The following is a 24,502-nucleotide window of genomic DNA, read 5'->3' as shown; positions in this document are numbered from 1 at the left end:
TTATGATCCGCATGTCACAGCGCGTCTGGAATAATGTATTGATTTTTTCTGTGCTGATACTCATTCTTATTTTCAACATAGACAAATTCAGACCTCAAGAGGACGGTCCTCGTTTAATCGTTGCCGAAGGCGAGTTTATCTTAAGTATGCAAATCAATCAGGTAGAAATTGAAAAGCTTGCACAAACTTGGAGAATCGACCCTCAAGGAATCCAACCAGAGGTAATGCCATCAGCACAGCAGTTAGCCAGTATTGTAAAAGCATGGCAACAAGCTTATGTTAGACTTGCTGAAATTGACTTTGATCCACTTGTTTTCTCCGATCCAGATCTTCTAATTCTATTGGCTTTAGCAGGTAAGTCAGAACCACAGTTAGTGGGAATGAAAATTGTGGAACAGCAGCTATTTTTGATTATTGATGGGCAAGTTTATGTCTTAGTGTCGCCAGCTATTTCTGAGCTTGTCGAACCTATCGTCAATGTTAAGCAATAGATAACGGATACATACTTTTATGCCAGAATTACCAGAAGTTGAAGTCACGCGCTTGGGAATATCGCCATTTCTAATTGGCCAAACCATCGATAAAGTACTTGTTCATCAAGTAAAAATGCGTTGGCCGGTACCAAAGGATGTATTTAAAACCCACGGCTTGGTAATAAACGATGTCAGCAGGCGAGCAAAATATCTCTTTATTCATACTCATGCAGGTGACATCATCCTCCACCTTGGGATGTCTGGAAACATGCGAGTTATTGACACAGCGACTGAGCGTAAAAAGCATGACCATATAGAGATATTATTGGATTCAGGCAAAAAGTTAGTGTTAAACGATCCAAGACGTTTTGGTAGCTGTTTGTGGCAAGATAGCAGCAACAGTCAAGCTTTACCTATGCTAAGTAATTTAGGACCAGAACCGCTTACCGATGACTTTGATAATAAACGTTTATATCAAATGAGCCGTGGTAGAAAATCCCCCGTTAAAAACTTTATCATGGACAATGCAGTGGTGGTGGGTGTTGGCAATATTTATGCTAATGAGAGCTTATTTAATACCGGTATAGATCCAAGACGACAAGCAGGTAGAGTAAGCCAAAAACGATACCAAGCACTCACCCAGCAAATCAAATCAGTACTAGCAAATGCAATTACCCAAGGCGGAACGACTTTGCGAGACTTTGCACAAGCTGATGGCAAGCCAGGTTATTTTGCGCAACAACTTAATGTATATGGTCGAGCAGGACAAAGTTGTGATATCTGTACGACTACAATTCGTTCGGTTGTAATAGGGCAGCGAAATACCTTTTTTTGCCCTCAATGCCAAAAGTAGGCGCCTTGAGCACACCAACAACTTAGTTTAATTTTGATTTCAAGGCTTCCAAGACAATCGGATGGCAAAACTGTGACACATCACCTTTGTGTAATGCGACTTCTTTGACAAGCGTGGATGAGATAAATGAGTTTTCTTCAGACGGCGTTAAAAAAACACTTTCTAAGTCAGGATTCAGACGACGATTCATATTGGCTAATTGAAATTCATATTCAAAATCGCTAACTGCACGTAGTCCTCTAATCAATATATCGGCATTGTTTTGTCTGGCAAATTCAGCAAGTAAACCGGTAAACCCTGTCACAGTGACGTTGGGCAAATTCGCACACACTTGGGTGATTAATGTCACTCGTTCCTCTAGACTAAACAATGGCTGTTTTGATGGGTTTGACGCAATTGCCACAATGACCTCATCAAACATATCAGCAGCTCGTTGTATTAAGTCTGCATGGCCATTTGTAATAGGATCAAATGTGCCCGGGTAAATCGCTCTATGTTGCGCCATATAATGCTTTCCTGTGTATCAGTAGTTTTACTAAGTGTAAATATACGTTTAACCGACTGGGCAGGGATAATAACAATGTTTTTGCAATAAACAATGCTATCCTAGACCAATATATTATATTATGAGTTTTTTATTTATCACTTTTAACTGATATAGGATGTACAGTGAAGTATTTCATCATTTTAAGCACCATATGTGTGCTTTTATTTTCTTCTCCAACGCGAAGCTCTGTATACGTAGGGACACAAGATAAGCAATTACATTATGACTTATTGACGCTCGCCGAATGGGGATATTTGGACACAGCAGTAACTACATTTCCCGTTCCTTGGTTGGGCGTAGCAAAAGAACTTGAAAAGCTAGACCCAAGTCAGATTAGTGCATTTAGGCCAAAACAGGCCTACCTTCGACTCAATCATTATTTAAGTCTTAATAAACAACAACGTTCTAGGCGTTTTGTTAGCTTACAGGGGGCAAGCGACGATGTAAGGTTCCGTAGTTTGGACGATGGCGTCGAAGATACCTTTAAATTATCACTATCTAGTGAGTTTTATTCTGGTCGTTGGTCAGGACAAGTCACTGTAAATCACTCAAGCGGTGGCGAATCAAATTTTGATAACTCATTTATAGCTTATCAATTTGGTGATTGGAATTTACGTATTGGCTCGCTAGATCAATGGTGGGGACCAGCGCAGTCTTCAAGCCTTATTATGAGTAACAATACGCGGCCAGTTAAAGCCATCGCATTATCGCGTTCCACAAATACTCGCTCTGAATCACCTTTACTCTCATGGCTGGGGCCTTGGTACTTGACTACACAAATGGGTCAAATGGAATCTCAACGTGCTGTGCCCGATACGCGTATTTTCATGAATCGATTTAACGCTCGGCCATTTAAAGGGTTTGAATTTGGTTTATCGTGGTCAGCAATGTGGGCCGGAGAAGGACAAGCCGGTGGTTTAGAAGAGTTTATTGATCTTATTACCTTTCAAAATGTGTGTGCAAGACCCAGCGGGGAATGCACAGACGCGCAATTGACAAAGCTAGGCAACCATATCGCGGGTATAGACATCAGTTATACGTATCATATGCTGGGTAGGCCATTTACGGCATATTTGCAGCGCGTGGGAGAGGACTCAGTCGACGGTTATAAAATAACCGACAATGCAAATCTGTTTGGCATATCTACCTACTATAAAAATGCCAAAATATTTATTGAAACAAGCGATACAAATATTGCTTGTGGTGACAATAAAGCACTGTTTAACTGTTATTATGAAAACGGTATTTACCGAAGTGGATATCGTTTGTATGGGCGTACTTTGGGAAGCACTTTTGATAGTGATGCAAAACAAATCACTGTAGGTGCGAATATTCGCTTTGAAAATGGCGATGTCGCTGAGCTATATTTGCGCAGTGCACAGCTTAATGAAGACGGTACACTTCCCTCACCCGTGCTTACTGAGGACGTAACAGAAGACGTAATTGAGCTGTCAGGATTTTATCAAAAACCGATAGGTAACTGGCTTGTGAAAGCGGGAGGTTCCATAGCAAATCGCCAGTTTGCCAACATCGATGATGAAGTAGATGCCCTTGTCTACCTTAGGGCGCAATACGCATTTTAGTTGTGCATAGTAAGCTTAGTGCTTGCGAGCTACAGAAAAAACATTTTGAAAATAATTAATGATGACACAGCACCTAAGATTATCCCAAAGACAAAAAGCAGTAGCATAAAAAATGTACCATTGATTCTTTTATTCGCTACTGTAGTTTCTTTGATGAGTAAGCTTTCTTTCGTTACTTCAAACACCGCACTTAAAGCACAAACAGTATCCATAGAAGTGATACCAGTACTCTCGATTCTTTGCACTGTCCTTGTACTAAGGCCGATAATTTCTGCCAACTGTTCTTGTGTCCAAGCCTTTTTGATTCGCAATTCTTTAATCAAGGTTTTATTAATGTTCATAATTGCTTCTAGCTAGTTAAACAACATTTTTGAAAGCAAACCAATCAAAATAAAGATGGACAAACCTAAACCTAATGCAAATATTGAATGAATAACCACAAGCTTTTGAAAATCATGTTTTGATTCTTCTTCATAAAGTGTATAGGCGTTAGAGTCTACCAGTTGTCCATTTTTTAATAAGCGGCACTCGCCCTCTGACCAACTAGAATAACTGAATTTCAATGTGTAAGACTGACTAGCATGGGTAAATTTATGAGTCGCATAGGCGGTTTTTTGTGATACTTTTTTACCGTTGATAAACACCGCCTGACGCCAGAAAAAGTTAGACACATAGATGTCAATTTGCAAATCGCCATCGACTAGATGAACCCAGTTTCCGTCAATAGATAGTTCTCTATAATCGACTTTGTCTGAGCGGACCGATGTCATGTTTGTATTATCGTGATTAGCATTCATAACGAATTAACTCCTGAATTGAACCGGCGTGTAGTTTATGAAAATCTACATATTTATAAACGACATTAACCCGACATAAGCACTTTCGACACGACATCTATATGACAGGCATCGTTATTAGTCGCTCAATCTTGTTTGAGAGCCTCATTGTATCCGTGAATCAAGGTGTCCCAGTTTTCTTGGCTAACATGATAATTTTCTCCTGATATGGCAGCCTTTTTAATTTGTTTTTGAATCGACCGGTGTAAACGCGCGATGTTTTGCGATTTCCATCGGCTTCCTTTTCTCTCAAAGCACTTATCAAAGTCAATTAAGTAGGCCTTGTCTTCATTGTTTAGTAACAGGATATTTTTAACATTGAGGTCATAATGACAAACTTGTGCGTTGTGCATTTTGGCAATTTGTTCACCAATGACTTGCCAGTATGTACTGGGGACTTGGCTACTTTTAAGCCTTTGGTCAAGTTCTTGAGTGTTTGCAACCAGCTCGGTAATGATATCGGCGCTATAAAACCCCAAATTACAAAGCCCCAAATTACAAAGCCCCAAATTACGTTGAATTTTTGCTGCGATTGGGTTGGGTACATTCACACCATGTATTTGTAGTTTTTCAAGGATACTGAGCTCTTGATAGGCACGAGTATGAGTAATACCCGTAAATAAAAACCGGTCGGCGTTAAATTTTGCTACAAGCCCCCCACGGCGGTAATGGCGCAATACAAGGTTTTGCCCTTGCCATTTAAAGATAAACACTTGCCCTCTGCCACTTGCGGTTGCGCTGACCAAATTTTCGTCGATTAAATATTTGGGTTCAAACAATTCACTGGTAAGGGATAATTTTTTACCCTTGTCTGTGATAATCAAGGTTTGCTTATTGGCTAATGAACTTAGTTTCACGTGGTTAGCTTAGGTCGCTTGGTTGGTATATACTCGCATAAGCATACCAATCAGAACATTATCTTGCCAATTTTGTCTTGAAGCATGCCTTACAAACTGTGATATAAGGATATAGTTGGATGTTGAAAAACATAGCCATAGTGCTGGATTCACTAGCCGGTGGTGGAGCCGAAAAAGTGATGCTTAACTTGGCAAGTCACATGCTTAAAAGAGGTCACCGCGTGACGCTTTTTTCACTTAAAACATTGACTCAATATGAAGTACCTAAGGGCATCAATTTAGTATTTCCCTTGAGTGAACATAAAGGCAGTCTTAGGTCTTGGTTTAATCGACAAAGACTAGCGTCAATGCTCAAAGCCAGTATGCACGAGCATCAAGGTGACCAAGCGTTTGATTTGATACTTGTTAATTTACACGAGAGTTATAAAGTTGTTTCTGCGTGTAATTTGAACAAGGTCTACTATGTGATTCATAACTCTTTTGTACAAGAGTTAAAACGCGAGTTAAAGATGGGACCGTTGAAGTATTTTTATATGAAACACATATTAAAAATGCTTAATGATAAAGATCTTATCGGTGTTTCAAAAGGTGTCACTCAAGAGCTTCAAGCGTCTGGTTTGTTTAAGGCTCGTTCAATTAGACATATCTATAATCCTTTTCCGATTGATGACATAAAGAAAATGAGTTTATTGGATGATGAAGTCTTGGTTAATAAGCCTTTTATACTCCATGTTGGTAGAGCTGCTAAAGCCAAGCGACATGATATTTTGTTCAAAGCAATGAAAGATGTAGAGCAAGATATCCGTCTTGTATGTTTAAGTACGAATCAAAAAAAGTTAAATAAACTGGCTAAGCAATATCAGATATCTGATAGAGTAATAACACCTATAGTTTCAGTCATAATCCCTATGCTTGGATGAAAGCCGCCAATTTAGTGGTGCTGAGTTCTGATTTTGAAGGCTTATCAATGGTACTACTTGAGTCACTAATAGTTGATACGCCGGTGGTTTCGACTCGGTGCCCACATGGGCCAGAAGAAATTATGACTGGAGAGTTAGCCAAATATCTTGTAGATGTTGGCGATGCAAAAGCCTTAGGCAAGGCGATAAATCAAGCCTTAATTGAACCACCGGAGCTAACAAATATTGCTATTTTGCAGCACGTTTCAATTGAAACAATCACAAAACAGTATCTTAGCTTATGTGAATCACCAAACTAACTAAGGAAAGTTAATCAGTGTCGGATATTCAATCACTTTGTATTTTGCGATTATCAGCAATTGGCGATGTTTGTCATGCGGTAGCAATGGTGAATGAAATACAGCGTCAAAAGCCACATATCAAAATCACATGGGTAATTGGCAAAGTAGAATATCAGCTGTTGAAACATCTCGATGATATTGAGTTTATAGTTTACGACAAACAAGATACCGCCAACTCTAGAAAAGGACTTAAAGCCCAATTAAACAAACGTGTATTTGATGCATTGTTTTTAATGCAAGTTGCATTTAGAGCAAGCTTGTTATCAACAGCTATTAGAGCAAAACGTATCATCGGTTTTGACCGTAAGCGTGCAAAAGAATTTCATAGCTTATTCATTAATGAATCTATCGCACCACAAAAGCACCCGCATGTCTTAGACGGTTTTATGGCCTTTGCAGAGGCTATTGGCGTCAGTAAACCTGATACGCCTTTGTTATCAATACCCTGTCTAGATGAAGATGAAACATGGTGTAGGCAATCCTTTCAAAAACCATTCGCAGTAATTAGTCCTGCGGCATCTAATGCAGAGAGAAACTGGTTACCCGAACGTTATGCTGCTATTGCAGATTATCTTAAGCAAAAAGGGTTTGAGGTTGTGCTGTGTGGTGGACCTAGTGAACTAGATAAGCAAATTGCGCAACATATCTTGTTGCATACTAAAAATATCCAACATAACTTAGTTGCCAAAACGTCGTTGATGCGGTTGATGTGCATTCTTAAACATGCTCAGTTGGTCGTGGCGCCAGACACGGGCCCTGCCCATATGGCAAGTGCACAAAGCACCCCTGTTGTTGGAATTTATGCGCATAGTAACCCTCGACGCACGGGGCCTTATTTTAGCCAAGACTATGTTGCCTCTGTTTATGATACTTCGGTATTGACGCAACATGGGAAACCATGGCAAAGCCTACCTTGGGGAACAAGAAATAAAGGCGCAGATTTGATGGAGCAAATAAGCGTTGCACAGGTAACATCAAAAATTGATGCTCTTTTGGAACAACTGACTGAGTCTTAAGATTGATTTAGCACTTATTAATTGCGGTCTCCCAAATTTGTGTAAAGTTGGCGTGTTTATTTATGTACATTGCTTATCACATCCACCTTGTTATTAATCATGGCTTTATACTAACCAATATTGCTTAAAGCAGTTATAATTACCTAGGTTTAACAATTTATCGCATGTCGAAATATTTTTGCGCACAGAGGATAGGTCATGTCACAAGGCTTCATTAAGCATCTCCAACAACAAATTCAAGACACAAAGGATCAAGGTTTATACAAAAATGAACGAGTGATTACATCGTCTCAATTTTCAGATATCGGAATCCAAGGGGGCCAACAGGTACTGAATTTCTGCGCAAATAATTACTTGGGCTTAGCCAATCATGATGCTTTGATTGACGCAGCTAAATCTGGATTAGACTCGCATGGGTTTGGTGTGGCAAGTGTGCGGTTTATATGCGGCACTCAAGACATTCATAAACAATTAGAGACTAGCATCAGTGAGTTTTTAGGAATGGAAGATACTATTTTGTATCCTTCGTGTTTCGATGCAAATGGTGGCTTGTTTGAAACTATCCTAGGTAAAGAAGACGCGATCATTTCTGATTCTTTGAATCACGCTAGTATTATCGATGGGGTTCGACTGTCCAAAGCGATGAGGTATCGATATCAAAGTAACGATATGCAAGCCTTAGAAGAACAGCTCATTAAAGCCACCGAAGACGGTGCAAGGTTTAAGTTGATTGCAACCGATGGCGTATTCTCTATGGATGGTGTCATTGCTAACCTTAAAGGAGTATGTGATTTAGCAGACAAGTATGACGCAATGGTAATGGTGGATGATTGTCATGCAACGGGTTTTGTTGGTGAAACGGGTAAAGGTAGCCATGAATACTGTGATGTTATGGGTCGAGTAGATATCATAACAGGCACCTTGGGTAAGGCGCTTGGTGGAGCTTCTGGTGGTTTCACCTCAGGCAAAAAAGAGCTTGTGGAGTGGTTACGTCAACGTTCTCGCCCTTATCTGTTTTCAAACTCTGTTGCACCGCCTATTGTCGCGGCGTCATTAAAAGTTTTTGATATGATGAAACATGGAGCCGACTTGCGTAGCGCTCTTACGCGTAATGCAAAGCATTTTAGGCAACGTATGGAAGATGCAGGGTTTGTTTTATCTGGTAAAGATCATCCTATTATTCCCGTCATGTTAGGCGATGCTAAGTTAGCCAGTGCAATGGCCGAAAAATTACTGGCGAAGAATATCTATGTGATTGGATTCTCATTCCCCGTAGTTCCTAAAGGAGAAGCTCGTATACGTACGCAAATGTCAGCGGCTCATTCAATTGAGCAAATTGATATCGCGGTTGACGCGTTTATTGAAGTGGGTAAAGAGCTTGGGGTGATTTAAGATGAAGTCACTAGCAAAAACACACAGTAAACCCGGTATTTGGTTAGTCGATAACCCAATACCAAAAATTGGTCCTAATGATCTGAAAATAAAAATACGCAAGACAGCAATATGTGGCACTGACATGCATATCTTTAATTGGGATGAATGGTCTCAAAATACTATACCAGTGCCGATGATTGTTGGACATGAGTACGTAGGAGAAGTCGTTGAAATAGGCTCGGAAGTAAAAGGCTTTTCACTTAACGATAGGGTATCGGGCGAAGGGCATATCACATGTGGTCACTGCAGAAACTGCCGAGCTGGACGCATTCACCTTTGCAGAAACACTGTGGGTGTTGGTGTTAATCGGCAAGGTGCTTTTGCTGAATATTTAGTAATACCTGCTTTTAATGCGTTTAAAATTCCAGATAATATTAGTGATGAGCTTGCCTCAATTTTTGACCCTTTTGGTAATGCCGTGCATACCGCTTTATCGTTTGATTTGGTCGGCGAAGATGTACTAATCACTGGCGCAGGTCCAATTGGTATTATGGCTGCAGCCGTTGCTAAGCATGTAGGCGCCAGACACGTTGTTATTACCGATATCAATGAATATCGCTTATCGCTTGCACGCAAGATGGGCGCGACGCGAGCGGTGAATGTTGCGCAAGAATCACTTTCAACGGTAATGGATGACCTTGGGATGACAGAAGGTTTTGACGTCGGTCTTGAAATGTCGGGTGTACCGCAAGCATTTGGCGATATGCTGGATAAGATGAATCACGGCGGCAAAATTGCGATGTTAGGTATACCGCCACAAGGCGTCGCAATCGATTGGAACCAAGTGATTTTCAAAGGGCTCACGATTAAAGGTATATACGGGCGCGAAATGTTTGAAACATGGTATAAAATGGTGAGTTTGCTCCAAAGTGGTCTTGATTTATCACCGATAATTACTCATACAATGCCAGTTGATGATTTCCAAAAAGGCTTTGAGATAATGGGCTCAGGAAAGTCTGGCAAAGTGATACTTGATTGGACAGCATAAGGAGAAAAACATCATGGAACAATTTGAGCACATTTCAGTTGAGCAAACCAAAGACAGGCTTGATAAAGGTGAAGTGAAGATTGTTGATATTCGCGATGATCAATCATTTGAGGCGGGTCACATCGAGTCGTCTTTTCATTTAAGTAATGGGTCTATTACTCAATTTATGAATGAAAACGATTTCGATACGCCAGTAGTGGTTGTTTGCTATCACGGTATAAGTAGTCAACAAGCTGCTCAGTATTTACTTCATCAAGGCTTTGATGAGGTGTACAGCATGGATGGTGGCTTTGAAGCGTGGCGAGCGCAATATGATTTTAGCATTGGTAGCAAATAGCATCTTATTGATGCCAATTTGTTGGAGGCATTAATTGTCGATTCCAGTCGTTTCGTTTAAACATGAAATACCAGCATCTAATTTGTGCGCCTATTTGATGCAACAAGACGTAGGCGCCGTACTCGAGAACGTTGACGGTACTTTTCACGTTTGCTTGTTAGATGAGTCGCAAAGTCAAAAAGCCCTAGTTCTAATTGAAGAGTACCTTAAGAACCCCTTAGCCTCTAAGTTTCAGCAAGCAGCTTGGGAACAAGCATCACCCACTTCTGCCGTAAGTTCTATTTTTTCCGGTTTTTCAATTATCGGGGTCAGTACTTGGTATCATCAAAAATTCACGACTTTCATTGCAGTGTTATGCATATCTATTTATATATTGATGGTCTTGGGCGACCCTAATCGTATATTTTTAGCTTTAAATATGCAGTATGTTTGGGAATTATCGATATCTCACCAATATTATCGAATCCTAGGTCCAAGCATCATGCATGCATCACTTAGTCATCTACTATTTAATGTTGTTATTTGGTGGGCCTTAGGGGGTAAATTAGAGCGTAAGTTTGGGTTTTCTGCGTTGCTAATTCTGTTTTGCTTTGCCAACGTGGTCACCAACTTTGCTCAATTATGGTTCTCAGGCCCCAATTTTTTTGGTTTATCGGGCGTTGTATATGCGATATTTGGTCTAATTTGGTTTTTAGCTTGGTTACGACCAGAGTGGGGACTTGAACTGCCTAAAGGTATTATTATTTTCTTATTGCTGTGGATTGTAATTGGCTATGCTGATGTGTTACCGCAAGCAATGGCTAACGAGGGCCACTTATTTGGTTTAATAAGCGGCTGTGTATTAGCTTTAGCCTTGCATTTTGGAAGTAAGAAAAAGCCTATTTACTGAAATCAATTGTACCTTAGCCGCCTTGGCGTAAGTATTTGGTAAATATGATGTCTTTAATCACTTCTTCCCCTACTTCGCGGACCATAATATCTCTAAAGCGGGTCAAAATTTGTCTGCGCATTTCCTCTCGCCCCGTCAACGAGCGCACACTTTGTTCGTTTTGCGAACCAATTACCTCTATGGCTGTTGCCCTTAATAAGGGCATGTGATGCTCGATTTTGCTAATGTATTGGGGTTGCTCAATCATCATTTCAATAGTGAGACGTAAGTATCCTAAACGATTTGAGTTATCGCCAGCGTAATTGGTCACAATATCAGGTTCTAGGGCAATATACGCGATAGAAGGTAAGGTGACAGTATCCTCTTGCGCTACCGCTTGATTTGCAGGAGTCGCAAGTACCGCTACTACGGCGATAGTAAAATAAAAGGTTAATGAAAAAAAGAACGATTTAATCCGCATATTAAGTTAACCAATGGTATTCACATGTGTGTTAGACTATTTATATCGGTAATTATCTGAAAAACTGCAGTGTTGATTGAGCAAAAACAATTCCCCTTTTCAATGCCTGTAAATTGGTTTAAACCAATCGGCGATGATAAACACGATCAAATCCCTGAACATACTAAAGATTGGCTACTTAATACCGGTTCACTGACTGAGCGATTACAGGCTGTGTCGTCTGATTTTCGTGTAAACGTCTTGGGGCAACAGATACTCAAACCACAAAATGATGAATTATCAATGCTCAAACCACATGGCAATGAGAAATGGCAAATACGTGAGGTATTGTTACAAGCCATTCCTGAAATAGTAACGAATCAACAAACCTCATCTACAGGGCATCAAAATTGGGTGTTTGCTAGAAGTATTTTGCCAGATGCGCTTTGCCAGAGTGAGTGGGCTAATCTGGGGAGTCAGCCCCTGGGACAACGTATTTTCAACGATCCCACTTTTGTTCGCAGTGACTTTGAAATCGGGAAGCTTCAATATCACCCTATAACTCAACAAATGTTCTGTGAAAAAGAAGCATATTGGGCTAGGCGTTCGAAATTCTCTATCAATGAGCATGAATTGATTGTGGCTGAAGCTTTTTTACCTGACAGCCCGGCTTATTAAGAGAACAACATGCTTAATTTTGCTAACAAACATCACTATTTTTTGCTCATGCGAGCCGATAAGCCTATTGGTATATATCTACTGTTATGGCCAACACTTTGGGGATTATTAATGGCCGCTAAGGGGCTTCCCTCCTTGCACATATCGATTGTGTTCGTAATGGGGGTAGTACTGATGCGCAGCGCAGGTTGTGTCATCAATGACTTTGCTGATCGTAAAGTCGATGGACAAGTTAAACGCACGGCACAACGTCCCTTGGCAACAGGTGCTGTCAGCTCATCTGAAGCGATTCAATTATTTTTAGTGTTGGTAATGTTTGCTTTTTTATTAGTACTAAGTCTCAATTGGCAGACTATTGTTTTATCTATTGTTGCAGTTACGTTAGCAAGTGCTTACCCCTTTATGAAGCGTTATACTCATTTGCCTCAAGTGGTTTTGGGGGCAGCGTTTGCTTGGTCTATTCCCATGGCGTTTATGGCAATTACCGAGTCACTGCCTATGTGGATGTGGGTTTTATACCTTGCGAATCTTTGTTGGACGGTTGCATATGATACCCAATATGCGATGGTCGACAGACAAGATGACCTAAAAATCGGTGTTAAATCAACGGCTATTTTGTTTGGTAAATGGGATCTACTTGCCATCACCGTTTTGCAAGTTGCCACGGTAGGATTACTTGCTTGGGTATTCGCTTTTAACCAGTTTTCTCAGCTTTCTTATATTGGTTTGTTAGTGGTGACCATACTATTTATCTACCAATTCATGCTATGTAAAGGAAGACTTGAAGCTAGTTGCTTTCGCGCATTTCTTCATAATAACTGGGTGGGAATGGTGGTTACGCTAACGATTGCCTATGAGTACTTTGTTGCGTAGCGTATAAGAAATCGTTTAGTTATAAACTTAATTAGTAGCGTAATTACTTAATGTCATGTATTTTTTAGCTAATTATTTGTGAGCGAGTATCCATGACTACACTATCTGAGATTATCGCAAGGCGCGATTGGGAAAACCCCCATTCAGTACAAGCCAATCAAACCAAGGCCCATAGCCCTTTGCATGCATATACAAGCGCAGATGATGCCTTGTCATTTACTCGACCGTCACGCCGTCTACTTAATGGTAATTGGCAATTTATCTTATTTGATAGGCCAGAAAATATTGATGATGCAATCTTGTCATTGGAGTTATCATCTGATGAACAAGCTAGATGGTCGTCCATGCCCGTGCCGTCTAACTGGCAGTTTAGCACTACTGATAACCCTATTTATTGTAATGTTAAATACCCTTTTGATGTCAATCCTCCCTATGTTCCCAAGGACAACCCAACAGGATGTTATCGAACTTCATTTGATATTAGCCATCAGCAGCTAGAAGCTACCACAAGTATTGTTTTTGAGGGGGTTAATAGTGCTTTTCACTTATGGTGCAATGGTCAATGGGTTGGTTATTCACAAGATAGCCGTTTACCCAGCGAGTTTTGCTTGCAGCACTTTTTACATGCAGGTAAAAACGACATTGTTGTCATTGTTTTTAGGTGGAGTGATGGTAGCTATTTAGAAGATCAGGATATGTGGTGGTTAAGTGGTATTTTCCGTGATGTTTACCTGTTATCTAAACCACAATCTTGCATTGAAGATGTATTTATTACGCCTGACTTAGATGCATGTTATCAAGATGCGCATTTGCACATTCAAACTAAAATTACTGCGCCTAGCTCTTATACCGTGCATGCTCAACTTTTTGATAACAAAGCCAACGCAATTACAGCAAAAACAATTCAATCACCTAATAATAGGCGAATAGATGAAAAAGGCGGTTGGGAAGACCGTGTTTTTCATACCTTAGATGTCAATTCGCCCGATAAATGGACGGCCGAAACGCCTACACTATATACCTGTGTTGTTAGTTTGCATGATGAGCATGGCCACTTAGTACAAGCTGAAAGCTATCGCGTTGGTTTTAGAAAAATAGAAATAATTAAGGGTCAATTGTGCCTCAACGGCAAAGCATTGTTGATTCGTGGAGTGAATCGCCACGAGCATCACCCCAAAAACGGGCATACGGTATCTGAAGCCGATATGCTTGAAGACATCAAACTGATGAAACAAAATAACTTCAATGCGGTAAGAACGGCGCATTATCCTAATCATCCGCGATGGTACGAGTTATGCGATGAATATGGATTATACGTGGTTGATGAAGCTAATATAGAAACACATGGTATGTTTCCGATGGGTCGCTTGGCGAATGACCCTCATTGGCTTGGCGCATTTATGTCTCGTTACACACAAATGGTAGAACGTGATAAGAATCACCCCAGCATTATTATATGGTCTTTGGGTAATGAATCAGGCTATGGTCCTAGTCATGACGCCATGTATGCATGGTCTAAAAGCTTTGACCCTTCGCGTCCTGTGCAATATGAAGGGGGCGGCGCCAACACAAGTGCCACAGATATTATTTGTCCCATGTATGCGCGAGTCGACAGTGATATTGAAGATGAAGCAGTACCCAAATTTTCAATTAAAAAATGGATTGCTTTGCCGAACGAAACTCGGCCTTTAATATTGTGCGAGTATGCCCACGCTATGGGTAACAGCCTTGGCAGTTTCAAAGATTATTGGGATGCGTTTAAAGCGTATCCTCGCCTTCAAGGCGGGTTTATATGGGACTGGGTTGATCAAGGCTTATCTAAAACAGATGAGCATGGCAATCAATATTGGGCGTATGGCGGTGATTTTGGTGACGAACAAAATGATAGGCAGTTTTGTATAAATGGCTTGGTTTTCCCAGATAGAAGCCCACATCCAAGTTTGCATGAAGCAAAATATTGCCAGCAGTATTTTCAGTTTTCGTTAAAACAGTCAACGACTTCATCCTATCAATTAACCCTTAGCAATGAGCATGTATTTAAAGCGACCAATAATGAAAAACTTCAATGGTCATTGCTTGAGAGCGGGCGGCTTGTTGAGCAGGGTGAATTTACCATTTTGATTAATGCACAGGGTAAGAAAAGCGTTGATATTGACTTGGACCACAGTTTTGTCGCCGGATTGTCTTATCATCTTAATATTGATGTCATGCTTATTCGCGACGAGCCATTTGCAAGTGCAGGTCATGTTTGCGCAACTGAGCAGTTTGCTTTGATTAATCCAATGGGTCTAAAAAGCGCTATAGCGGCTGATAATTCGAATGAACATTTACACATCAAACAAGATGAAAATTTAATTGAGATTGTATGCCCCGATAGCTTAATCGTATTTAGTCGCGAAACCGGCCTTATCGCTCAGTGGCAAACTCAGGGTGATGATGTCATTTCTAGCCCGCTTGAGGACAATTTTTATCGGGCACCACTGGATAACGATATTGGTATTAGTGAAGTTGACAATGTTGACCCAAATGCCTTGGGAAGCAAGATGGACTCGCGCAGGCATTGGGAGCTGGACTAGACATTGTGATAGTTGTATTGCCACCACTACTAAACAGGGTGTTTGCGTTGATGTAAGGTTTAGCTATCAATATAAACAGGTAATACAAGCGCAAACCCGATGGATTTATGAGATAGACTCACATGGTAAGATAACGCTTAACGTAGCCGTTGACCTTCATCAAGAGCTTCCTCCAATGCCAAGAATTGGTTTGTTAACCAGTATTGGCAATGACAATGAAGTGGAAGCGAGTTGGCGTGGATTAGGACCTTTTGAGAATTATCCTGACCGAAAAGCCGCCGCCAGATTTGGAGCATATACGGCCTCGATTGATGCCCTGCACACGCCTTATATTTTTCCAAGCGATAATGGCATTCGTAGTGATTGTGAATTTCTTGAAATAGGATCTCTTCAAGCTCAAGGAGCGTTTTTATTTGCCTCAAGCCATTATTGTCAAACGGCACTTGCAAAAGCTAAACACACTCGGGACTTGAAAAAAGGCAATAGTATTTACGTCTATATCGACCATGCGCATATGGGTGTAGGAGGTGACGACTCGTGGAGTCCTAGTACTCATGAGGCGTTTTTATTGAAAGAAAAACGCTATAATTACTGCTTAACCTTATCATCTAAACACAGATAGATATTTGCGTCAGGTACGCTCTTAAATTTGAGCGTACCTGACGATACTTAGCGATAATATGCCTTCTTCTCGCTTTTTAGCGGAGCTAATAAGAGATAAAAAACCCACGCAAACCACGATACAAAAATAACCGCCAGAATCCATGCTGCTTTTTCGCCGCCAGAGGTTCGATCTGAAGATAAAATTACAATCAGGGGTATTAGCCAGACAACTGCAACGATTAAAAATATAAAGAAACCTAAAATTGCTTCCATTGTTTTCTCCTAGTGTATCGCAATATAGTGCATTACGATTAATGATGTAGATACATACTTAGAAGACGTTGCAAAGCAAATGCCAAATATAAAAGTTATTGTTTTCATAGGCTTACGATTTTAATGATCTAGCCTAGTTTGAACAAAGTGGTCTAAATTACTAAATTATAGTGAAAGTGGGCGATACGCTTTTTTTGACGAAGCTCTTGTTGGAAAGCTCTTGTTATTGAACAATTTGCCTTTTGACACAGGCTTGCCACAAATCCTTATCTTGTACTTGATTACCAGATGCCTCGATTGTTTCAATATAACGTGCTTTGGCTTGTTCGGGAATCGGCCCTTCATTTAATGTATCCATGGCTTTTTGGAGTCGTTCAACGATGTCTTGAGGTACTGCATTGTTAAGTGCTAAATAGTTCCCATTTAAAAAGCGCTTGTCGATTTGCGCAACAGGCGTAACGTCAACTAGTTTGATACCCGCTAATTCAAGCTGACGAGAGATACTGAACGAAGACATAATCACAAGATCAACTCGTCCGGCAGCAAAAGGTTTAAGATTGCCATATTTACCTTTAAACAAGCTTAAATTTTTGCCCTCTTCAAACCCAAGACTGTCTCTAAAATCGCTATACGCATTATCACTAGAGCCGCCCAAGATATATTGGTTTGCTGATGTGATGTCGTCAATCACAATATCGTCGCGATCACTGAGTTTGAACAAGCAGCTTGTACTTGAAGAAAATGGACCGACCCATTGAAACTTGTATTCACGCTCACTAGTGCGGGCGGTTGATACTAAGCCACTCATTTTGTTGTTTAAGGCCATTCGCATCGAGCGATTCCATGGATATAACTCAAATTTACAATCAATATTTGCTAATGCACAAACGGCTTGCGTGATTTCTAAATTAATACCCCGTAGTTCATTGTTTGCTTCAAAGTTATAAGGTGGGAATTCTTCTGTATATATCGTTAGTACGGTTTTTTGCTCAGCGTTTGCGGCGAAGTGAATCGATACGATTAGCGTAAATAAAACAAAAATTGATATCAATGAATTCATAATGTTTTAGCGGAGTACCTTACTTTTTTGAGCATACATTTAAGGGCGCCTTTCAAAAATAGATAAGGGCGCTTGTTATCTTAGATTTCTATAGCATATGTCAAAGCGTATAATTTTGCGACTTTAGTCTATAGATAAGCTAACGACAGATAGGTAAAATTATTAAGTAAAGAAACGAAAATAGCGCGGCTGCGTATTTTCACTCAGTCTATTTTTACTCAGTAATAGCGTGAATACTTAACTATCACAATATTAATGTAGCCTTGTTAGTTTCACGCAGTTTATAGTAAAAAGTGTCATTGCCAAATAAAAGCCAAATAAAATAAGAAGAGATACCAATGTTAAAATTATATGGATTCGACGTTAGTAATTACTACAATATGATTAAGCTTGCTATGGCCTTAAAAGGAGTAGAATACGAAGCGGTTATCACTTACCCCAATCAAACGCCAGAATATTTAGGTATTTGCCCAACCGGTAAAGTGCCAGCTTTAGCAACACCGCAGGGCGTCATTATTGAGACCAACGTTGTGTTTGAATACCTTGACGAGATTGCACCTCAATCGCCACTTATTTTTGGCAACGCATTTGAAAGGGCTCGAATAAGAGAGTTAATGAAAATGATAGAGTTATACGTCGAATTGCCGGCAAGACGTTGTCATACAGAAGCTTTTTGGGGAGTGCCGGTTCACGAGGTAACTAAAAAAGAAGTCAAGCGCGCTTTGCTTAATGGTATGCAGTCTATCGCTCGTGTTGCATCGTTCTCACCATATCTGGCGGGCGATAAAATAAGTGGTGCTGATATATTCTTTTTGTATTCGGCGGATTTAGCATCGGGTGTCGCTAAAAAGTTATTTAATATAGACTTACTTGAACATGCACTAGGGGCAAAGGCGCTAATGGAGAAATTAAATGCTATGGAAGAAGTACAAATAATTGCTCAGGATAAAAAAGCGGCAGCACCAGCATTTAATGCGTATCTGGCGCAAGCATTTAAGAAAACTGCAAAATAGTAATACAGAGGAATAATAATGAATAAAAAAATAATCAGTTTAGTGATGATTGCTATCGGCATTGCACTTATTGTGTGGGGATACGATCAATATGATGCTGCAAGCGCTCAGCTTTCTCGGGCAGTTAGCGGAGAAACACCAATAGAAGCCTGGGCTGGCTTGGTTGGTGGGGCTGTTTGCGTAATTATTGGTGTGTTTAGACTTAAATAGCCAAATCAATAAGATGCTCTATTGAACAGAGCATCTTAATTCACTATTTCTTATTGCGCATCTTTCTCTAGAGATGCTTCTAAGGCCGCAAGTTTTGCTTCTAGTGCTTCTAGTTTTTCTCTCGTACGAATCAGCACATTGCTTTGTACATCAAATTCTTCACGGCTGACGAAATCGAGTTTATTAAGCTGCGATTGCAATACTTGCTTCACTTTAACTTCCGCTTCATCAGCCATCGTTTTGACGCCAAGGGTATTGCATTAGAGATGTTTTTAGCAATCTCTTCTATTTTTTTAGGATCAATCATTCGCTTTGCCTCGTTAAGTTTATACTTTTATTGTAGCGTTAGTTTGCAAAGAAATCAGTCAGATCTCGTATTGATTTGTTATAATTTGTTTCCATCAAGAAAATATCGATATAAACATGAAGTTAAATCAGGCTCAGCAAGCAGCCGTTGAATACATAAGTGGGCCATGCTTAGTGCTAGCGGGCGCTGGCAGTGGCAAAACACGTGTTATTACGAACAAGATTGCATACTTAGTCAACGAGTGTCGGTATAAGCCGTCGAGTATTGCTGCGGTCACGTTTACCAATAAAGCGGCTCGAGAAATGAAAGAGCGTGTCTCTCAAACATTAGGTAAAAAAGCATCAAGAGGCTTAAAGGTATCTACCTTTCATACACTAGGCCTAAATATCATCAAAAAGCATGTCACTACTTTGGGTTATAAAGCGGGTTTTTCTTTGTTTGACGACAAAGATACTTATGCACTATTAAATGATTTAACGGGTGATGTGTATGATGGTGACAAAGACGCGCTTAATGGGCTTGCTCGCAGTATTTCAAATTGGAAAAATGAGTTGCTAATGCCCGAACAAGCACTCAAAAGTCAAATTAATGAAGAGCATGCGCTTTTTTACCAAGAATACACGCGCCACATGAAGGCGTATAATGCGCTTGATTTTGATGATTTGATTTTATTACCAACCCTATTACTAAAGCACCATAAGGATATCAGACAGCGCTGGCAAACGGCGATTCAGTATCTTTTGGTAGACGAATATCAAGATACGAATACCAGCCAATATGAGCTGGTGAAGCTAATAGTTGGCGAACGAGCTCGATTTACTGTGGTTGGAGATGACGACCAGTCAATTTATTACTGGCGAGGCGCACAACCTAAAAACCTTAGCTTATTAAAGCAAGACTATCCTTCCTTACGCCTTGTCAAACTAGAGCAGAACTATCGTTCATGTCAGCGCATATTGCACAGTGCTAATATTCTCATACAGAACAACGAACATTTATTTGATAAACGTTTGTTTAGCGAACTAGGTCAAGGTGAAAAGCTTAAAGTACTGGTGGCAAAAAATGAAGATAATGAAGCGGATAAAGTCATTGCAGAATTATTGGCGCATCGTTTCATGAATGACACCGCTTATAAAGAATACGCCATTTTGTACCGTGGAAACCATCAATCACGGACTTTTGAAAAAGCGCTAATGAAAAATAGAATTCCATACAAAATAAGTGGTGGGATGTCTTTTTTTGGTCGTGCAGAAGTTAAAGATACAATGGCCTACTTAAGGGTGCTTACTAACCAAGATGATGACAATGCCTTACTGCGGATTATTAACACACCGCCGCGAGGAATTGGCAGAGTGACTTTGGCAACAATCGGAGAGTTTGCCAATACCCATCAAATGGGTCTTTTTGAAGCTATGTGCCATCCTGGTATGAGGCAAGTATTGGGAGAAAAAGCCGGCTTGTCAGTAGAGGCATTTACCAAGGCAATCGTGAGTACCTCAGATAACGCATGCAGAGGGGATACAAAAGCTGTACTAAGAGATTTTATTAAAGCACTAGAATATGAAGAGTATTTGTATGCACAGGCCAATAATCCAAAGGCAGCTGAAATGGCAATGAATAATGTCTCAACATTATTTACTTGGGTTCAAGATTTGTTGCAAGGAGATGAGTTAAATCCACCAATGACCTTGGCTGAGGTTGTTCAGCGCTTAACGCTTAGAGACATGATGGAGCGCTCTGAAGACGACCAAGACGCAGATCAAGTACAACTGATGACCTTGCACGCCTCAAAGGGCCTCGAATTTCCGATTGTTTTTATGGTAGGCGCCGAAGAAGGATTGTTACCTCATCAAAGCAGTATAGATGAAGATAATATAAGTGAAGAACGCAGGTTAGCATATGTGGGTATTACCCGTGCCCAACAGCAATTATATTTTACTATTGCCAGAGAACGAAGAATGATGGGGGAGCTTATAGAGCCGACACCGTCGAGGTTTTTGTATGAACTACCTGCAGATGATATCGAGTGGGAGTTTCAGAAAAAACCAGCAACTGCTGAAGAACGCCAACAAAAAGCCGCTAAAGGTATTGCAAATTTAAAGGACATCTTAGGGTAATAATAAGCAATCAATTGAGCTTTTGAACTGCAGACATGCTGTCGCCCTGAGCAAAGTGACAGCCGACTTCCGCAATTTCGTGCAAACATAGCTCATCATTCACGCCGTCTGCAATGACGCCAATGCCGTTTTCGTTAGCAACCATCACGATTGCTTTTAGCAATCGATAATATTTGTCAGACATTCCAAATGCATTCACTAAGTTTGGATTAAGTTTGACGTAATCAAAGTCGTACTTAAATAAATGATTGATAGCAGCTGACTCTTTTGCAAAGTTTCGGAGGATAAGTGTTACGCCGTACTGCCGGATTTTATCTAATATAGAGGGAAGATATTGACTAAATTTAGCCAAGCTTCTTTCTGAGAGTTCAAAAATTAATTGATCACAACTATCGCCTAAATTCTCTAATTGCTGGATAAGATCTTCTAAAGAGGGCTTATGCAATAAGTACTCTACTGATAATGTAAGCCCCACTTTTTGTTTTCGCATGTCAGTATCTAGTTGCCATGTTTGTAATAGCCGGATAGTGCGACTTAGCAAGCGTTGGTTTAAGGAATAGCTTAGGCTGCATTTGTCGGCTAAAGACCAAAAGGCATCCGCGTTGTTACAAAAAGAAGATTCAGGCCAACTTACGGTGCATTCATGGAAAAGTACCTCATCATTTTCGATATTTTTAATCGCTTGAGTTGAGTAAGTAAATTGATTGGCTTTAAATGCACGTCTAAATTCGTGTTCTTGATCGATTTCTTGCATCAGTTGGTTACGCATACTGATATTAAAGATTACATAACGGTTACGACCCAAACTTTTTGCTTGATACATTGCAGAATCTGCATCACGTAAAGCATCATCGGCTAATCGATAGTCAGGCGTGATTTGTGCAACACCCACACTTGCACCTGAAAATACTTCTTTTCCATCAATCACAAATGGCATGCCAATCGTTTCAACAATGCGCTGCGCTACCGCCTCTACATCTGTGAGCAGCTTAAAGTTATCGACTAAAATAACAAATTCATCGCCACCTAGCCTTGCAAGTAAATCATGACTTCGCTTGCATGCACTAAGTCGTTTTGACACTTCAATTAAAAATTCATCACCTGCGTGATGGCCCAGAGTATCGTTAATTGTTTTAAACCTATCTAAATCGATAAACAACAAAGCAAAATTATGTTCTGGATAACGCTGCTTACTCGCAATCGCTAGTTCAAGACGCTGGTTAAACATGGCTCGGTTAGGTAAATTTGTGAGAGCATCATGATGGGCATCATGAATTAGTTTTAATTCTATTTCTTTACGTTGTTCTATTTGACTTTTAAGGGATTGATTGGATTTATTTAACTCAGCTGTGCGCTCTTCGACCTTTTCGGTAAGTCGTTTATTATATTTAATCAAAGCATCTGCGGCTTCTCTTCGTTGAATCGCAACAGAGATATGTTGTGATACAAATCGCAAAACATCTAGGTCTTCTTCCTTGTAGTCATCCGATTCACCATATGTTTGCACTGCAATAACACCTTTTACGGTTTCATCCACGGTAAGAGGAGAACCCATCCAAGAGTTTTTACTCTCTATCATGCGTACAACAAACTTATGCTCAATGTCACCTGATTCGACCAAATCTATTACCGATTGGCTATCTACCAGCGTTGCTTCATTACTTCTAATCACATGCTCAGTCAATCCACGTGTCATTTTTCTTGTGCTGTTATAGTCTGAATCTCGGCCAACAAAATAGGGGAAAGTTAAATTCTCATTTTCATCATCAACTAAGGCGATATAACAATTTGACGCGTTGATTAATGATTGAAGATTGCTATGTATTTTTTGATAAAAATCGACGATATTTTCGTCTACCACCGTAGATAGTTCTGATATTTCATATAGTGATTTTTGTAAAGATGCGATACGTTCACGCTCGGCAATTTCACTTTCAAGTGAGGCGTTAGTTTCGACTAATTGGCGCGTGCGGTCACGAATAAGCGTTTCAGTTAATTCTCGCTGCATGACTCGTTCGCGCAAGGTGACGATATGTTGTGAAATAAATACAAGAATTTCTAAATCATCGCTGTCATATCGCACTGATTCGTCATAACTTTGCACAACCATTGCGCCAATAACACCTGAATCAGAGATGATTGGTACGCCGATAAGATCTACAGGCGGTGTGCCTAATACAGTAAATTTAAATTTATTCGCAAGCTCGCTGAAGTTTTCTTTGGTCATGACGAGATTCTCACCAGAACGCAGTATATGAGCAGTGATGCCGTCTTTTACTTTTTCAAAAGGTATGGTGCGAAGAGTTTCTTCGTCTTGTTCGTCAACAAAATAGGCAAAATCAATGCGCTCATCGCCTTGTTCATGAAATGCCACAAAGAAGTTATCGGCTTTCATAAAGCCACCGACAATCTCGTGGATCTCGTGATATATTTTGTCGTAATTTTCTAATGAACTGGACAGTTCACTAATTTCATATAGGGCTTTTTGGATAAGTTCCGAGCGCTTATATTTCTCAGTTAAACTCTGTAACTGAGGGACCAATGCCCTCAATTCAGACTCTGTTAAGCTACCAACGCTCGTATCATTTATCATGAATGCTCACATTCCCAAAGTTTCGACTAAGGGAATGGAACTTTAGATACCCTCAATCATGTATTCTATTGCAGCTTTGATGTCATCTTCGCTACAGTCGCCGCATGTCCCCATTGGAGGCATTGCATTGATGCCGTCAACAGCGTTTTTCCAAACGGTGTCAAAACCTTTTTCGTCTAAACGCGGTTGCCAATCAGCGGCAACCTGTGTTTTTGGTGCACCCAGTACACCAACTGCGTGACATGCTGTACACGCGGCGGTATAAATATCTTTACCCGAACGAGGCCCTGCTGCCGCTGCGTTTGCTGCTGGCGCGGCGCCTGCAATGTTTACTTTGCCTACTGGCATAATACGTTTTTCAAGTTCACTTGGTGACTCTTGAGCGATACTAACGGCCGCTATTGCGATACTCGCTAATAGACCTGCAAATAATGCTTTTACCTTCACAACGTTCTCCTGCATCTATAAGGTGCTTAATAATTACGTGATTATAACCACATACTGTAGCTAAACAACTGCTACTTAAGTCTTTTATGCATTTTTAACGCTGACAAGTGCCGCAAAAGCTTTACATTTATTACTTTGTGTATCAAATAATCGACCATAGCGAAGTTGCTTTTAGCATGCTTAATTTACAAAAAATGTAAATGCTTGGTGTTAAATAACGGCAGTTGCTAAAAATTCTT

At 40.3% G+C, this 24,502-nt stretch carries 24 protein-coding genes and 2 pseudogenes; 16 read left to right on the top strand and 10 right to left on the bottom strand.

Translation table 11 applies throughout. The annotated features are described in order from the left end of the window. Nucleotides 1-11: 11 nt before the first annotated feature. Together ACZ1G6_RS15755 and mutM are read left to right on the top strand one after the other, a co-directional pair. The gene (locus ACZ1G6_RS15755; RefSeq protein ID WP_472617160.1) at nucleotides 12-491 is read left to right on the top strand and encodes a hypothetical protein; all 480 of its coding nucleotides are present in this window, start codon (nucleotides 12-14) and stop codon (nucleotides 489-491) included. Between the two features lie 19 nt (nucleotides 492-510). Further along, nucleotides 511-1,326, top strand: a complete 816-nt coding sequence (gene mutM / locus ACZ1G6_RS15750) for a bifunctional DNA-formamidopyrimidine glycosylase/DNA-(apurinic or apyrimidinic site) lyase (protein ID WP_472617159.1) — start codon at nucleotides 511-513, stop codon at nucleotides 1,324-1,326. 22 nt (nucleotides 1,327-1,348) lie between these two features. Here mutM and coaD read toward each other — a convergent pair whose 3' ends face one another. Then, on the bottom strand, nucleotides 1,349-1,831 hold the full coding sequence (gene coaD / locus ACZ1G6_RS15745; protein WP_472617158.1) for a pantetheine-phosphate adenylyltransferase: 483 nt from the start codon (nucleotides 1,829-1,831) through the stop codon (nucleotides 1,349-1,351). Between the two features lie 164 nt (nucleotides 1,832-1,995). Here coaD and ACZ1G6_RS15740 point away from each other — a divergent pair, with 164 nt between their 5' ends. Then, nucleotides 1,996-3,456 carry a capsule assembly Wzi family protein gene (locus tag ACZ1G6_RS15740; RefSeq protein WP_472617157.1) on the top strand — a complete coding sequence of 487 codons (1,461 nt, stop codon included), beginning with the start codon at nucleotides 1,996-1,998 and terminating at the stop codon, nucleotides 3,454-3,456. Between the two features lie 29 nt (nucleotides 3,457-3,485). Here the strand turns inward: ACZ1G6_RS15740 and ACZ1G6_RS15735 are convergent, their stop codons facing one another. From ACZ1G6_RS15735 to ACZ1G6_RS15725, 3 genes are all read right to left on the bottom strand, one after another. Further along, nucleotides 3,486-3,797, bottom strand: a complete 312-nt coding sequence (locus ACZ1G6_RS15735; RefSeq protein WP_472617156.1) for a helix-turn-helix transcriptional regulator — start codon at nucleotides 3,795-3,797, stop codon at nucleotides 3,486-3,488. Between the two features lie 12 nt (nucleotides 3,798-3,809). Next, nucleotides 3,810-4,253: a hypothetical protein gene (locus tag ACZ1G6_RS15730; RefSeq protein ID WP_472617155.1), complete on the bottom strand. Its 444-nt coding sequence runs from the start codon at nucleotides 4,251-4,253 to the stop codon at nucleotides 3,810-3,812. Between the two features lie 125 nt (nucleotides 4,254-4,378). Continuing rightward, complete coding sequence (locus tag ACZ1G6_RS15725; protein WP_472617154.1) at nucleotides 4,379-5,149, bottom strand: 3-deoxy-D-manno-octulosonic acid kinase; 771 nt, start codon at nucleotides 5,147-5,149, stop codon at nucleotides 4,379-4,381. Between the two features lie 119 nt (nucleotides 5,150-5,268). Between ACZ1G6_RS15725 and ACZ1G6_RS15720 the strand changes: the two genes are divergently transcribed. From ACZ1G6_RS15720 to ACZ1G6_RS15690, 7 genes are all read left to right on the top strand, one after another. After that, nucleotides 5,269-6,069 carry a glycosyltransferase gene (locus tag ACZ1G6_RS15720; RefSeq protein WP_472617153.1) on the top strand — a complete coding sequence of 267 codons (801 nt, stop codon included), beginning with the start codon at nucleotides 5,269-5,271 and terminating at the stop codon, nucleotides 6,067-6,069. Next, a complete protein-coding gene (locus ACZ1G6_RS15715) occupies nucleotides 6,066-6,368 on the top strand; it encodes a glycosyltransferase (protein ID WP_472617152.1) in 303 nt (100 codons plus the stop codon). Before ACZ1G6_RS15720 ends, ACZ1G6_RS15715 begins: the two co-directional genes overlap by 4 nt. A 17-nt stretch (nucleotides 6,369-6,385) precedes the next feature. Next, complete coding sequence (locus tag ACZ1G6_RS15710; protein WP_472617151.1) at nucleotides 6,386-7,426, top strand: glycosyltransferase family 9 protein; 1,041 nt, start codon at nucleotides 6,386-6,388, stop codon at nucleotides 7,424-7,426. Nucleotides 7,427-7,624: 198 nt separating this feature from the next. Next, a complete protein-coding gene (locus tag ACZ1G6_RS15705; protein ID WP_472617150.1) occupies nucleotides 7,625-8,818 on the top strand; it encodes a glycine C-acetyltransferase in 1,194 nt (397 codons plus the stop codon). Between the two features lies 1 nt (nucleotide 8,819). Further along, nucleotides 8,820-9,848, top strand: a complete 1,029-nt coding sequence (tdh, locus tag ACZ1G6_RS15700; protein WP_472617149.1) for an L-threonine 3-dehydrogenase — start codon at nucleotides 8,820-8,822, stop codon at nucleotides 9,846-9,848. A gap of 13 nt (nucleotides 9,849-9,861) precedes the next feature. Next, entirely contained in the window at nucleotides 9,862-10,185 is a 324-nt protein-coding gene (glpE, locus tag ACZ1G6_RS15695) for a thiosulfate sulfurtransferase GlpE (RefSeq protein WP_472617148.1), read from the top strand. Between the two features lie 34 nt (nucleotides 10,186-10,219). After that, nucleotides 10,220-11,074 carry a rhomboid family intramembrane serine protease gene (locus tag ACZ1G6_RS15690; RefSeq protein ID WP_472617147.1) on the top strand — a complete coding sequence of 285 codons (855 nt, stop codon included), beginning with the start codon at nucleotides 10,220-10,222 and terminating at the stop codon, nucleotides 11,072-11,074. A gap of 13 nt (nucleotides 11,075-11,087) precedes the next feature. On the opposite strand, the gene ACZ1G6_RS15685 is transcribed toward ACZ1G6_RS15690, so the two are convergent. Further along, a complete protein-coding gene (locus tag ACZ1G6_RS15685; RefSeq protein ID WP_472617146.1) occupies nucleotides 11,088-11,534 on the bottom strand; it encodes a flagellar basal body-associated FliL family protein in 447 nt (148 codons plus the stop codon). Nucleotides 11,535-11,606: 72 nt separating this feature from the next. Here ACZ1G6_RS15685 and ACZ1G6_RS15680 point away from each other — a divergent pair, with 72 nt between their 5' ends. From ACZ1G6_RS15680 to ACZ1G6_RS15670, 3 genes and pseudogenes are all read left to right on the top strand, one after another. Further along, nucleotides 11,607-12,191 (top strand): chorismate--pyruvate lyase family protein, encoded by a 585-nt coding sequence (locus ACZ1G6_RS15680; protein ID WP_472617145.1) that lies wholly within the window; start codon nucleotides 11,607-11,609, stop codon nucleotides 12,189-12,191. Nucleotides 12,192-12,200: 9 nt separating this feature from the next. Beyond that, entirely contained in the window at nucleotides 12,201-13,064 is an 864-nt protein-coding gene (gene ubiA / locus ACZ1G6_RS15675) for a 4-hydroxybenzoate octaprenyltransferase (RefSeq protein WP_472617144.1), read from the top strand. Nucleotides 13,065-13,156: 92 nt separating this feature from the next. Then, a pseudogene (locus ACZ1G6_RS15670) lies at nucleotides 13,157-16,262 on the top strand (beta-galactosidase). 47 nt (nucleotides 16,263-16,309) lie between these two features. Here ACZ1G6_RS15670 and ACZ1G6_RS15665 read toward each other — a convergent pair. Next, entirely contained in the window at nucleotides 16,310-16,516 is a 207-nt protein-coding gene (locus tag ACZ1G6_RS15665) for a PLDc N-terminal domain-containing protein (protein ID WP_472617143.1), read from the bottom strand. Nucleotides 16,517-16,739: 223 nt separating this feature from the next. Next, entirely contained in the window at nucleotides 16,740-17,576 is an 837-nt protein-coding gene (locus tag ACZ1G6_RS15660) for a substrate-binding periplasmic protein (RefSeq protein WP_472617142.1), read from the bottom strand. Between the two features lie 338 nt (nucleotides 17,577-17,914). On the opposite strand from ACZ1G6_RS15660, the gene ACZ1G6_RS15655 reads away from it, so the two are divergent. Together ACZ1G6_RS15655 and ACZ1G6_RS15650 are read left to right on the top strand one after the other, a co-directional pair. Continuing rightward, nucleotides 17,915-18,589, top strand: coding sequence for a glutathione S-transferase family protein (locus ACZ1G6_RS15655; RefSeq protein WP_472617141.1), 675 nt, complete (start codon nucleotides 17,915-17,917; stop codon nucleotides 18,587-18,589). 18 nt (nucleotides 18,590-18,607) lie between these two features. Beyond that, on the top strand, nucleotides 18,608-18,799 hold the full coding sequence (locus ACZ1G6_RS15650; protein ID WP_472617140.1) for a DUF3185 family protein: 192 nt from the start codon (nucleotides 18,608-18,610) through the stop codon (nucleotides 18,797-18,799). Between the two features lie 50 nt (nucleotides 18,800-18,849). Here the strand turns inward: ACZ1G6_RS15650 and ubiK are convergent. After that, nucleotides 18,850-19,106 (bottom strand): annotated as a pseudogene (ubiK, locus tag ACZ1G6_RS15645) (ubiquinone biosynthesis accessory factor UbiK). A 116-nt stretch (nucleotides 19,107-19,222) separates the two neighbouring features. Here ubiK and rep point away from each other — a divergent pair. Beyond that, on the top strand, nucleotides 19,223-21,223 hold the full coding sequence (gene rep / locus ACZ1G6_RS15640; protein WP_472617139.1) for a DNA helicase Rep: 2,001 nt from the start codon (nucleotides 19,223-19,225) through the stop codon (nucleotides 21,221-21,223). A 10-nt stretch (nucleotides 21,224-21,233) separates the two neighbouring features. Here rep and ACZ1G6_RS15635 read toward each other — a convergent pair whose 3' ends face one another. Together ACZ1G6_RS15635 and ACZ1G6_RS15630 are read right to left on the bottom strand one after the other, a co-directional pair. After that, nucleotides 21,234-23,816 (bottom strand): bifunctional diguanylate cyclase/phosphodiesterase, encoded by a 2,583-nt coding sequence (locus ACZ1G6_RS15635; RefSeq protein ID WP_472617138.1) that lies wholly within the window; start codon nucleotides 23,814-23,816, stop codon nucleotides 21,234-21,236. Nucleotides 23,817-23,858: 42 nt separating this feature from the next. Beyond that, a complete protein-coding gene (locus tag ACZ1G6_RS15630) occupies nucleotides 23,859-24,263 on the bottom strand; it encodes a c-type cytochrome (RefSeq protein WP_472617137.1) in 405 nt (134 codons plus the stop codon). Nucleotides 24,264-24,502 lie beyond the last annotated feature (239 nt).

The sequence above is a fragment of the Glaciecola sp. HA4-3 genome (genome assembly GCF_055693685.1).
The sequence above is the reverse complement of the archived record's forward strand: the minus strand, read 5'-3'. Positions and strand labels throughout refer to the sequence as shown.